We start from the raw sequence: 11355 nt of genomic DNA, 5'->3' as shown, positions 1-11355 counted from the left end.
CCTCTATCCCCTATCCCCCATGTCTCCCCGCTACTCCGACTACAACAACTGGGCCTGGCTCTACAACCAAACAATGGGGCCAGACTACAGCAAGCCTCAGCTCAATCTACTTAAAGACATGTTTCTTCCCCATATCCCGCCCAAAGGAAGAATCCTCGATCTCTGCTGTGGCACCGGACAGCTCATACAGCCCCTAGTCGAGCAAGGCTACCAAGTCACAGGACTAGATGGCTCAGAAGAAATGCTCAGCTACGCACACAAGAACGCACCACAGGCAACCTACAGTCTCCAAGATGCGCGAACCTTTTCCTTCTCACAAAGCTTCGATGGCATTTTCTCTACTAGCGCCTCTCTCAACCATCTCATGACGCTCGAAGATCTCGCCCAGGTATTCGAGCGAGTTTATACCTCTCTTAATAACGGCGGTATCTTCCTTTTCGACCTCAATCATCCCGAACAGCTTACGCGATGGTGGAGGGGCCAACCTACCGAAGGTGAATTGAACGGTAGATATGCTTGGATGGTAACTCCTCACTATGATCAAAACCTAGCGATAGGAGATTTTCAAGTCACTGTTTTTCAAGCGTCTAATCAGCCACCTAGCCTAATAGACAAACTCTCTCTATTTAAGCAAGGACTATACAAGCTGCTTAGCCAGCCTCGATTTATTGGCCTACGGCTCAAGCTTATTCAAAACCTAGCAAAGCTCGAACCTAGTTGGCAGCATCAACAGCTCACCTACCCGGTGAAAGGCCACAGTCTCGACAGCGTAAAAGGCGCGTTAGAACAGGTAGGGTTTCAAAATATCTCTCTCCAAACCATTGATGGCGAGTCACCTATCGATCAAAACCATTCCGCCCATTTTATTTGTACGAAACCCGCTTCAGTCCAGCCCGAGTCAACTGAAAGCAAAAGCACCCCCACCCAAACCGTAACGTCCTAACGACTTTTGCCCTGCTAGCCCCTCACTGACCTATGACAATAACTTCCGCACCTACCCAACAACAACATATGCAAGCGGTCATCGACCGCTATACCCAGCGCACCGCTAAGTCAAAGGCGTTTGCAGCGGCCAATAGAGCAGTGCTTGCGGACAAAAGCTCTATTGGCTTTAACTTTTCGCCTGAGACGAAGGAGGCGTGCTATCCAGTAGTCGCTGAGCGATCGCACGGCAGCAAACTATGGGACATCGACGGCAACGAGTATATCGACATCCTCATGGGCCTAGGCACTAATCTCTTCGGGCACAATCCTGCTTTTATTCGTGAAGCGATCGAGCAGCAGCTTAAAAAAGGCATTCAAATTGGCCCCCAGTCTGAATTAGTGGGTGAGACGGCTCAGCTTGCCTGCGAGCTAACCGGCATGGAACGGGTCACTTTCAGCAGTACGGGCACCGAAGCCGTTATGACCGCAGTGCGAATTGCTCGTACCGCGACTAATCGCAGCAAAATTGCTGTTTTTACAAATTCATATCACGGCCATTTTGACGCGGGTCTGATGCGAGCGCCGCTGAGTGAATATGCTCGCAAAAAAGCAGTGCGGGTTTCAGAGGCTAAGTCTTGGCTCGCGCCTGTAAATTGGCTATTAAAACAGCGGATAAACGGCCGCGCTGTGCCAGCCGCAATGGGCATTCCAAGTGCGATCGCCCGCGACATCATCGTTCTAGAATACGGCAATCCTAAATCTCTCTCGGTCATCAAAGCCAATCAGAAAAGTCTCGCCGCCGTTCTAGTAGAACCGGTTCAAAGTCGCTGCCCTGAACTGCAGCCCCAACAATTTCTCACCCAGCTCCGAACGCTGACAGAAGAACAAGGCACCGCCCTCATTTTCGATGAAATGGTCACCGGATTTAGAGTCGAACCCGGCGGCGCACAGGCATACTTCGGCATCTCTGCCGATATCGCCGCCTACAGCAAAATTGCAGGCGGCGGACTTCCTCTCTCCATCATTGCCGGCAAGTCTCGCTTTATGGATCATATCGATGGTGGCCAGTGGCAGTTCGGGGATAATTCTAGCCCCCAAGTCCCTACCACCTTCTTCGCAGGTACCTTCTGCAAACATCCCCTCTCCCTAGCCAGCGCCCACGCTGCCCTAACACACCTCAAAGCACAAGGCCCCTCTTTGCAAGCCGCGCTCAATCAAAAAACAAAAGTCCTCGTCGAACGATTAAATCAGTTCACCATAGACTCAGACTTACCCGTGCGTTTCACTCACTTCGGCTCCTTTTTTGCGATCGCCCTCACCCAAAGCCAAATATCACTCGCCGCTATTACACTGCTCTCCTACCACCTGCTCAACCAAGGCATTCATCTTCGCAGCGGCGACAAAGGCGGCTTTCTCTCCACCGCCCACAAGCCCGAAGATATCGAAGCTATCTACCAAGCGTTTGAAACAGGACTCCTCACCCTCAAGTCAGTCGGCTACTTATCGTAAATGACTTGATTTCTCCTGTAGATTTCCTCATTTCAACTCTCATACTTACACTCCCTCAATCCCAAAAGTACCATGACACAATCAGCAGAAACCACATACCAAGTTGTCATCTCAGACGAAGGCCGCTACTCCATTTGGCCCACCTACAAACAAATCCCGTGGGGATGGCTAGCCACTGGCACTACTGGCAATAAACAAGTATGCCTAGACCACATCGCTGAAGTCTGGGCAGATATGCGGCCTTTGAGCTTGCAGCGAGCTATGTCTGCACAAACTTCTGAGCAAATCTCTAAACAATCCGAGTCTCAGCTTATATAGTACTAAGTCTCATAGATCCCAAGGCCGTGTTTAAAGAACAAACTGTGATCCTCACACCTAACAACGCATCAGAATATTCATCAAACACCCTTGATCTCCTTGTACCTTGGGATATTCCTCTAGAGTGCGAGTTAGATGAACCGATCAAACAACAGATTGCAACAAGCCTGCGATCGCTCTCCCAAGCCCTGCACAATCCAAACCGGCATCAAGCACTCACCGAAATTGAGCAAATCACAGCCAGCCTTCCCCAGGCCAAAACCTACCCCACCAAAACCACCAAGACCAAAACCGCCCTCAGTGCCGCTGCCGTAGAAGAATACGACACCTACTTCAAAGTCCGCCATGTCCAAACCACCGAAGCCGAAGACATTGCCCTTTGTCTCACCCAAGGACTCCTCACCAACTGTCACCATTTCATCTCACTGTGTCATCGTCTTCCTACGCTGAACCCAGCTCAAATCAACCAGCAAAAACAAGGCTTCCTCAGCTACACCGCGCTCTTAGAAAGAGCCTTCAACATCAATAGCCCTACCTAATTTCTTTTCTTCTCCTATGACACATTCCCCCACCCCAAAAGACATCTGGCAAGGCTTCCACTGGTCATTTTTCATCAATGTCCAAGCGCTCATCCTCAGCCTTCGTCGCTTTGAAGCGCAGCTTGCGTCCGGCAATCACCATCAAGCGAAAATAGAACTCGCTGCGGCCACAGAATTCATGCTTGCATCTGGCGCATCGATGGAGCTCGCCGGCAGCTTCAGTGACGCACAATATCAGCAATCTGTGCGCCCTAGCATGTCTCCCCCGCAGGTTAGTGCCACCAACTTCAGCGGACTCATGTCCTGGGAGCACGCCGCTCTCATGCAAATTTGGAAAAATCTCCGTTCAACCTTCGAGACCCTACCGCCTGGCCTCAGCCCCCAGCACCAAGCCTTTGTTCAAGCCTATTCTTCGCTCGCCACTGCCCACCGCGCCGTCTGCGAAAAGTTTGGCGGCGGCGATAGCGGCAGTCTACGCTTCAATCAAAGCTGCGCCGTAGAAACACTTGATAAGTTTAGCCAGAGTCGGCGAGATTTAATCGACCCTCAGCGTCAAGTCGCTCAAGGTTGTCCTTTTCACTCTTAGCTTCAGTTTGGAAGTCTTTCAGTAGGAAGCGGGTAACGCGATTCGAACGCGCGACATTTTGCTTGGGAAGCAAACGCTCTACCACTGAGCTATACCCGCACAGGTTTACATTGTGTCGTATTGGTGAAGTGCTGTCTATCTAGCGCCATGAAGCTTTACATCTTTGGACTTTACCTCCTTGGATTAGCGCGATGACTATTCACCTTCCTCACTGTCCTCTTTGATGTAGAAAGAACGAGCCATTGTTTCGCCGTTTTTCTTGACAGCCACATCCGCACCCGGAAATTCGTAGATGCCGCGATCGCCGCTGTCAATATGCAATAACACCCACAGCTTTTCTTCTGGATAGGGCGCTTCCCATAGGTCAACGACGACATCTTCACTATCTCCAGCATCCACACGCGCCTGACCAAGGCTATCGGGCAGCTCGATGCCACCGTCTTCATTGCTTTGATGGATAGAAACCCAGCCGTCTCTAGCAGTCGCTACCTCTTCGATAACAATCTGGCCCGCTGTTGTTTGGTCCTTGACAACCAGCCTGACGTTCTTTTGGTTGATACCTTCTTCTTCGCCTTCAGCATTTTCAGCTGCGGCGACTTCAGCATCCGTACCCTCGACTTCCGTGCTTTCGACTTCTATATCTTCAATTTCTAGATTCTCTACTTCTGTGCTCTCACTAGGTGCAGATGAAGAAGACTCTGTCGAACCGAGCTCATTGATTGCTGAGCAGCCTGCTATAAAAAGTAAGGCGGCGAAGGCGCTGAGAAAACGAACCATAAAAGCTAGATAAGAATTTGAGGACTGATTGTTTAATGAAGCTATTTTACGCGAAATTCTATATCTTGCGATCGCAGTTCATCTAGAAAAGGCGATTGCAAATTACGATGCTCGCAAATTACGATTTATCAGAGAGAACGTATACTATAGCGCTTGGATGTTTATGCTAGTTCTTGAGGTTGAAGCCAGGTAGGGAATTGGAGCTTGAGCAAACGGACGGGAAAAATTTTTCAGTGGGTGGCGATCGCGCTGCTAGTTGTTCTAGCTGTAGTGCTAATCAACCGATATGGAATGGCCACGCTACAGGCTCAAGTAGAGCGAATGGGTGTCTGGGCCCCCATAGGACTGTTCGCCCTGCGATTTAGTAGCGTCGTGATTCCGGCCTTGCCAGGAACGGCTTATTCGATTGCGGCAGGGGGGCTGTTGGGTTTTCAGCAGGGGTTAGTGGTCGTCTGCCTCTCTGATCTGCTCTCTTGTTCGCTCAGCTTTTGGCTATCCCGCCGGTATGGGCGATCGCTAGTGGGTCGGCTAGTCGGTAAGCAATTCATGGATAGGGTTGATCGGCTAAGTCAGCGCCATCTAGAACGGAATTTTTTCTTGATGACTGCGTTCTTAATGACTGGCTTTTTTGACTTCGTAGCCTACGGCGTAGGATTGGCCAAGGCACCCTGGCGAAAGTTTTTCCCAGCGCTAATACTGAGTATTGCTATTTCTAATCCGCCGATCGTGGCAGTAGGGGCAAGTGTTTTAGAAGGCGGAAAGATTCTGTTGTTTCTTGCTCTTTTTGGCGTGTTTGTGCTGTCGCTAATTGCTGGGTGGGTGAGGCGAAAAGAGCAGCCTGTAGAAATCGAGCAGCGATAAACGTCGCGCTAGCAGCATACCGAAATAAAAGTCCAGTGCTCAGTAGACTTTGCTAGCAATGGATTTTTCTAGCAGTAAAGTTTACTAGCAATAGATTCTATCGACAAAGTCTACTCGAAGACTAGCTCAAAGGTTATTCGACCGGTATAGAGAATTCGATTATTTCAAAGCCTCTACTGTTTTCGTAGCGATCCGATTCTAAATTAACAAAGTCAATATCTGTTCTAGGTGCTGGTGCGCTCAGCAACTCGATGTCGACTTCTCTGCCTTCAAGATAAACAGGATCGAGTTCAATCACACTATCGTCATCGTCACTAATTGTGTAGTCATAGTTACTTTCAACATCTTCCAAGGTTTCTTCTTCAGCGGCTAGGATAGGCATAGTTAAAAAAGCTATACCAGTACAACCTAAAGCTATAATAGTGAATACTTTGAACATTTTATATAGGCTCCGAGCTTCTCTTTTAATTCTCCTTTCGCCGTAGATGCGTCCTCACTGACAGACCTTAATAACCAACCTCGATGGCAGACCCTACAAGTAGGCAGTCTGTAGATTAGGGTGGATACATGCTAATGATGGCGCACCTCAATGTGGTAGCCTCTCTCTAAAGTTGTAGGTTTCTCTGTAAGAGGGTAGTAATATACAGTTTCTCTAACAATCGCTTAGCTATTACGTTTAGCGCTTATTGTGAGGTTTCGGCTGGTGAGGTTTCAGCCGGGGCAGGTTGCTGCGTTGCCATGCCTAAGCTTGCACCTTCAACCATTCTCAACTTGTCCATTACCGCAATCACCTGACCATAGTCAATGGTTTCATCAGCCTGTACCGTGACTAGTGCTTCAGAGCTATCGCCGACTCGTTCTTGGACTGTTTCTGTCAGATCATCTAAAGCTACGGGTTCTTTCTCAATAGATATATCGCCGTTTGCTTCAATGGTTACGGTAATAAAAGCTTCCTGCTGCGACTCCGAGGATTCTGCATCTGGCAAATCCACCGAGAAACCTTCTGCCCTCGTTAGAAACAAGGTTGAAATTATGAAGAATGCCAAGATTGCAAAAATGACGTCAATCATCGGCAGAATGTTTATCGTCAATGGCTCGTCAGCTTCGTTATCGATTACTCGCATAGGTCATCTCCTTTGGATGCATTTCTTGGTGATGCCACTCGTATAAGATTTCTAGCTGACCGCCATACTCCTGAAGCAACGCGACCTGACGCTTGTAAAAGCCGCGAAATAGATTGGCAAACAACAGCGTGAAGATTGCGACAATCATGCCTGCCGCCGTTGAAACTAGCGCTTCGCTAATGCCGCCAGTGACCAGTTCTGTATTGCCCCCCCCTAGTCCGCCTAAGTTCAATGAAGCAAAGGAGCGAATGAGACCGAGAATAGTGCCTAATAGCCCTAGTAGTGGCGCTACTGCGACGATCGTTTCAAAAACAGTGTTGAACCGCTTAAGGAGAGGTAGCTCTGCTTGCGTGGCACTCTCTAGCGCTATTCGGAACTGATTGGGTGAGGCGTTTTCTAGCTCCAGCGCTTCTAAGAAAATACGGGAAATAGGTAAGTTTATATTTTGTTTGAGCTTGGCGAAAACAGCAGTCGGATTAGACCGGTAAATTTGCAAAATGTCCTTGGCAACTGCACGCTCCTGCTTCTTGATACGGAACCAAAATAAACCCCGTTCGATAGTAACGGTGATCGCACTTAGCGAAAATAACAGCAGCGGCCACATTACCACGCCACCTGCTGAGAAAATTTCGGTTATGGACATACGGATTGACGCCGAGAAGGCAGTAGTTGTACCCCTCTATCTAATACTAAACAGGAATAAATATCAATAATTCTCTAGCTAGGCACCCCTAAAAAAAGCCACGTCCAGCTTCACCTCTAGCGGCTGCCTTTAGGATCTAGGGCATCTCTTAGACCATCGCCCAGCAGATTGAAAGCTAGCACAGTCAGAGTGATAAACAATCCTGGAAATACAATTGTCCAGGGGGCAGAAAGTGAATATCCCCCTTTGAAGGCATCGGATAGCATAGTCCCTAATTCTGGTGTGGGTGGCTGTGCGCCTAGGCCCAAAAAGCCGAGTCCAGCCGCCTCAAGGGTAGCGGTGCCAATCGCTAAAGTTGCTTGAACCACCAGCGGAGCTAAGCTAGCAGGTAAGATATGCAAAAAGACAATTCGCGGCGCTTTAGCCCCGAAGGCACGAACGGTTTGAACAAACTCTTGTTCTCGCAAAGACAGCACCATGCTGCGAGTAAGACGGATGAACTTAGGGATTTGGACAATCCCAACGGCGACCATCACGCTGACGACACTAGGCCCTGTGACCGTAACCACTGCGATCGCCAGCAAAATTGACGGAAATGCCAGCATTACATCCGTCATCCAGCCGATTACGGTCTCTACCCAACCGCGAAAGTAGCCAGCCGCTAGCCCCAGTCCTACACCAATGAGCAAACCAATTAAAACCGAGACCAGGCCAATCACCAGCGAAGTCCTAAGCCCGTACCACACCAGGGTTAAGATATCTCGGCCTAAGCCATCAGCCCCAAACCAGTGAGCCATACTTGGCCCCTGCAGCCTAGCGGCGTAGTCCCTAGCAGAAGCCGCATCGTAAGGATTAAGAACAGGTGCTAGGAGCGCCGCTAACACCAGAAATACCGTAGTTCCCAAGCCAATTAGGCCAGAGGTCGATTCAAAAAATCTTTGAACCGCGCGATTCCTTAGAAGTTTGGGCCGACGTTGAGTTGGGGGAGTCGTTTTAGGAGGCTTAGGGGGAGATGCGATCGCCATAGGAACACAAAAGAGAATGAGAATATCGAAAACAGCACAAGAGAGAATATGGTCGGCTTCTCTTACTTATGTTGAACACCTGGTATTGAACGCCTAATATTGAACTTACTTGTACTGAATACGCGGATCTAGCAGCGCATAGGAGAGGTCGACTAGCAGATTAATCAACACAAATACAAACGCAACAAAGACCACGCCGCCCTGTACTACCGGATAATCTCTTTGCAAAATGCCGCCATAGATCCAGCTACCAATTCCGGGCCAAGAGAAAATTGTTTCTGTTAAGATAGCGCCCCCTAACAGAGTGCCAAACTCTAATCCAACAATGGTAACAACTGGCAGCATGGCATTTTTTAGGGCATGTTTGCTAATTACGACCAGTTCCTTTAACCCTTTTGACCTGGCCGTGCGAATGTAGTCTTGCGATAGCACCTCTAGCATGGCACTGCGAGTGATGCGGGCAATAATCGCCAAAGGAATCGTACTGAGGGTGATCGCTGGCAGCACTAGATGGGCTAGCACATCACCCAGCGCGCTGAAATCACCTCGAACAATAGAATCAAAGATGAAAAATCCGGTAACTGGTTCAAAAACGGTGCCGATATCGGTACGGCCACTAGGCGGTAACCACTGCAAATTAACTGCAAATAGGTAAATGAGCAGCAAGCCTAGCCAGTAAACCGGCATCGAGACCCCCAGCAAAGAACCCGTCATCGTCAGGTTATCAATCCAACTGTTCTTTTTAACAGCCGCAAGCACACCTGCTGGGATACCGATCACTAAAGCAATTAGCATAGCAACAACAGATAGCTCAAAGGTCGCAGGCCAGCGCAGGCGAATTTCCTCAGCAATAGGCACACCCGTAAAGATGCTGCTGCCCAGATCAAAAGTCAGTAAATTACCCAAAAACGACAGATACTGCAGCGGCAGCGGCTCATTGAGCCCCATTCGCTCTCGCAGTTTTTCAACGGCATCGGGTGTGGCGCGATCGCCCAGCATAGTCACAGCCGGATCACCTGGAATCAAGTGCAAGAAGATAAACACGAGCAGTGAAATGCCAAGTAAGACTGGTACTAGCTGAAGCAATCGCCTGAGAATGTATCTGCCCATAACAATCTACCCTTTCTCAACGGCTACAAATGGCTCAGAACTAAAGGGGCTAGGCTCCCAACCCTCAACCCCAGCCCGCTTAGCTAGCAGCGGCTGAGAATGCACAATCGGAATTCTGAGTGCTTCATCAAAGATCAGCGCGTCTGCCTGCTGGTACAGCGCCTGTCTTTCATCTGGGTCGCTGTTGGTGCGTGCCTGCTCTAACAATTCAAACAGCTCAGGGTTTTGATAGTCACCTAAATCTTGGGTGGCACCAGGGCCGAAGTGAGCATAGAGAAAGTTATCTGGATCGCCATAGTCGCCTGTCCAGCCCAGCATGAAAGATTGAAATCCAGGGGCTACGTTGCGATCGGCTAGATAGGCACCCCAATCCTTGGTTTGCAAGTTGACGTTGATACCAATCTGGCTAAGCTCAGCGGCAAAAGCTTCGGCAATGGGTTTGGGGTTAGGAAAATATGGGCGGCTAACCGGCATATACCACATATCTAGATCGAAGCCGTCAGGATAGCCCGCAGCGGCGATCGCACTTTGTGCTTCCTCCACGCTGTACTCGTAGTCGTCGATGCCGCTATCTCTATAGTCTTCTAGTGAAGGGGGAACAAAGTGACCGTCGGTTTCACCCAGTTCGCCCCAAAAGGCATCGACGATAGCGGACTTATTGATTGCTTGGGCGATCGCCTGCCGGACTTCTTTGGTCGCCAAGGGCTCATAGCTGGGATTTAGCGCTAGATAGCCCACGTTGAAAGAAGGCCGATAGACCGCCTCTAGATTCGGATCTGACTCAATTTCAGTCAGCTGGTCGGGCGTGAGATCTACGGTGAAATCTAATGTCCCGGCTCGCAGTTGAGCCAGCCTAGCGGCTGGATCTTCAATAAAGCTGAAGACAAGCTGCTCGACCATGGGCATCCCTTCTTCCCAGTAGTCTTCAAATTTCGTCAGGGTGACGCGATCGCCGCTGATCCAAGAATCAAACACAAACGGCCCCGTGCCCACCGCCGCGCCAGAAGGCGTACCATAGTCAGCGCCCGCCTGCACCGCCGTTGGGCTAGCAATGCCAAAATAGCCCGATGAAATCGCGGCGGGAAAAGCGGCAAACGGCTCGGCAATCTCAAACTCGACGGTGAGATCGTCAACAGCTCGCACATCGACTAGCGTTGAAGCCTCATCGCCTTTGAATCCGCCAAATAGGTCAGTCCAAATCTCGTACAGACTGCCTGAATCGCGATAGCCAAACTCAAACTCTGGGTCCCACCAGCGATTGACATTAAACACGACAGCTTCTGCGTTAAAGTCCGTGCCATCGTGAAAGGTGACACCTTCGCGTAGGTTAAACGTCCAGGTTCTGCCATCCTCAGACGCGCTCCATTCGGTTGCTAGCTCCGGGGCCAGATCTGTGCTGCCTGGCTCATTGCCAATCAAGTAGTTATAGATTTGTTGCTGCACGTAGATTGAGTTGCCGTCAGTGATATCGCCCGGTGTGAGGTTAACCGGTTGACCCACCGAGCCAAATACCAGCGCTCCTGCCGGTGCCTCTACGCCGCCTTCAGCCGTTGTTGATTCTTCAGATGCGCCACCACAGTTAGCCAGAACAACCGCCAGTGTCAGCGCCATCACCGCCAAAAGCACTCGTCGCAATCGCTGTCTGAAAAAAATGTGTGGGCGCATAATTCTTCTGAACTCCTGATCCTTTTTAAAGGGTCTACCACCGCCGGATGAACGACGAGCTAATTAGAGAGGATTATAGGAACCTACGTGAAACTTTCCAGATAAAATGCGTAAATCGATACATTTGAACAATTTGTCAAAAAGTCACGTCTATATGCCAGCGGGTACAAACCATGTGTGAGCCTGCAAAACAACTACTTTAAGACTATTTCCAAAGACATACATAGAGACGCAACAGAGTGATACATCGAACAGAATCTATGGCTGACAAAGA

At 49.6% G+C, this 11355-nt stretch carries 13 protein-coding genes and 1 tRNA gene; 6 read left to right on the top strand and 8 right to left on the bottom strand.

Features of this window, described 5'->3' with window-relative positions; translation table 11 throughout:
- From IQ256_RS06245 to IQ256_RS06225, 5 genes are all read left to right on the top strand, one after another.
- Window positions 1-943 (top strand): class I SAM-dependent methyltransferase (locus IQ256_RS06245; protein ID WP_228024621.1); only part of this gene is annotated, 943 nt, incomplete at its 5' end.
- Between the two features lie 32 nt (window positions 944-975).
- A complete protein-coding gene (locus tag IQ256_RS06240; protein WP_193854684.1) occupies window positions 976-2433 on the top strand; it encodes an aspartate aminotransferase family protein in 1458 nt (485 codons plus the stop codon).
- A gap of 72 nt (window positions 2434-2505) precedes the next feature.
- Complete coding sequence (locus IQ256_RS06235) at window positions 2506-2751, top strand: MbtH family NRPS accessory protein (RefSeq protein WP_193854683.1); 246 nt, start codon at window positions 2506-2508, stop codon at window positions 2749-2751.
- A gap of 44 nt (window positions 2752-2795) precedes the next feature.
- Entirely contained in the window at window positions 2796-3290 is a 495-nt protein-coding gene (locus tag IQ256_RS06230) for a hypothetical protein (protein WP_193854682.1), read from the top strand.
- Window positions 3291-3306: 16 nt separating this feature from the next.
- Complete coding sequence (locus IQ256_RS06225; protein ID WP_193854681.1) at window positions 3307-3876, top strand: siderophore biosynthesis protein; 570 nt, start codon at window positions 3307-3309, stop codon at window positions 3874-3876.
- A 27-nt stretch (window positions 3877-3903) separates the two neighbouring features.
- Here IQ256_RS06225 and IQ256_RS06220 read toward each other — a convergent pair.
- A tRNA-Gly gene (locus IQ256_RS06220) sits at window positions 3904-3975 on the bottom strand.
- A 96-nt stretch (window positions 3976-4071) separates the two neighbouring features.
- A complete protein-coding gene (locus IQ256_RS06215) occupies window positions 4072-4653 on the bottom strand; it encodes a hypothetical protein (RefSeq protein ID WP_193854680.1) in 582 nt (193 codons plus the stop codon).
- A 204-nt stretch (window positions 4654-4857) separates the two neighbouring features.
- Here IQ256_RS06215 and IQ256_RS06210 point away from each other — a divergent pair, with 204 nt between their 5' ends.
- Window positions 4858-5514: a TVP38/TMEM64 family protein gene (locus IQ256_RS06210; protein ID WP_193854679.1), complete on the top strand. Its 657-nt coding sequence runs from the start codon at window positions 4858-4860 to the stop codon at window positions 5512-5514.
- Window positions 5515-5647: 133 nt separating this feature from the next.
- Here IQ256_RS06210 and IQ256_RS06205 read toward each other — a convergent pair whose 3' ends face one another.
- The 6 genes from IQ256_RS06205 to IQ256_RS06180 all read right to left on the bottom strand — a co-directional run bounded on the left by IQ256_RS06205 (window position 5648) and on the right by IQ256_RS06180 (window position 11081).
- Window positions 5648-5896 carry a hypothetical protein gene (locus IQ256_RS06205; protein ID WP_193854678.1) on the bottom strand — a complete coding sequence of 83 codons (249 nt, stop codon included), beginning with the start codon at window positions 5894-5896 and terminating at the stop codon, window positions 5648-5650.
- Between the two features lie 301 nt (window positions 5897-6197).
- Complete coding sequence (locus IQ256_RS06200; RefSeq protein ID WP_193854677.1) at window positions 6198-6638, bottom strand: biopolymer transporter ExbD; 441 nt, start codon at window positions 6636-6638, stop codon at window positions 6198-6200.
- The gene (locus IQ256_RS06195; RefSeq protein ID WP_193854676.1) at window positions 6622-7281 is read right to left on the bottom strand and encodes a MotA/TolQ/ExbB proton channel family protein; all 660 of its coding nucleotides are present in this window, start codon (window positions 7279-7281) and stop codon (window positions 6622-6624) included. Before IQ256_RS06195 ends, IQ256_RS06200 begins: the two co-directional genes overlap by 17 nt.
- A 116-nt stretch (window positions 7282-7397) precedes the next feature.
- A complete protein-coding gene (locus IQ256_RS06190) occupies window positions 7398-8306 on the bottom strand; it encodes an ABC transporter permease (RefSeq protein ID WP_193854675.1) in 909 nt (302 codons plus the stop codon).
- Between the two features lie 105 nt (window positions 8307-8411).
- A complete protein-coding gene (locus IQ256_RS06185) occupies window positions 8412-9416 on the bottom strand; it encodes an ABC transporter permease (RefSeq protein WP_193854674.1) in 1005 nt (334 codons plus the stop codon).
- Between the two features lie 6 nt (window positions 9417-9422).
- Window positions 9423-11081 carry an ABC transporter substrate-binding protein gene (locus IQ256_RS06180; protein WP_193854673.1) on the bottom strand — a complete coding sequence of 553 codons (1659 nt, stop codon included), beginning with the start codon at window positions 11079-11081 and terminating at the stop codon, window positions 9423-9425.
- Window positions 11082-11355: the final 274 nt, after the last annotated feature.

This window comes from cf. Phormidesmis sp. LEGE 11477 (assembly GCF_015207105.1).
GTDB lineage: Bacteria > Cyanobacteriota > Cyanobacteriia > Phormidesmidales > Phormidesmidaceae > Phormidesmis.
Note: the sequence above shows the minus strand (reverse complement) of the source record. Positions and strands in the feature narration are given on the sequence as shown.

Bases quoted from the DNA above. Each gene is read 5' to 3' on its own strand.
- IQ256_RS06240 (WP_193854684.1), top strand. From the start codon at position 976: ATGACAATAACTTCCGCACCTACCCAACAACAACATATGCAAGCGGTC.
- IQ256_RS06235 (WP_193854683.1), top strand. From the start codon at position 2,506: ATGACACAATCAGCAGAAACCACATACCAAGTTGTCATCTCAGACGAA.
- IQ256_RS06225 (WP_193854681.1), top strand. From the start codon at position 3,307: ATGACACATTCCCCCACCCCAAAAGACATCTGGCAAGGCTTCCACTGG.
- IQ256_RS06215 (WP_193854680.1), bottom strand. From the start codon at position 4,653: ATGGTTCGTTTTCTCAGCGCCTTCGCCGCCTTACTTTTTATAGCAGGC.
- IQ256_RS06205 (WP_193854678.1), bottom strand. From the start codon at position 5,896: ATGCCTATCCTAGCCGCTGAAGAAGAAACCTTGGAAGATGTTGAAAGT.
- IQ256_RS06200 (WP_193854677.1), bottom strand. From the start codon at position 6,638: ATGCGAGTAATCGATAACGAAGCTGACGAGCCATTGACGATAAACATT.
- IQ256_RS06195 (WP_193854676.1), bottom strand. From the start codon at position 7,281: ATGTCCATAACCGAAATTTTCTCAGCAGGTGGCGTGGTAATGTGGCCG.
- IQ256_RS06190 (WP_193854675.1), bottom strand. From the start codon at position 8,306: ATGGCGATCGCATCTCCCCCTAAGCCTCCTAAAACGACTCCCCCAACT.
- IQ256_RS06185 (WP_193854674.1), bottom strand. From the start codon at position 9,416: ATGGGCAGATACATTCTCAGGCGATTGCTTCAGCTAGTACCAGTCTTA.
- IQ256_RS06180 (WP_193854673.1), bottom strand. From the start codon at position 11,081: ATGCGCCCACACATTTTTTTCAGACAGCGATTGCGACGAGTGCTTTTG.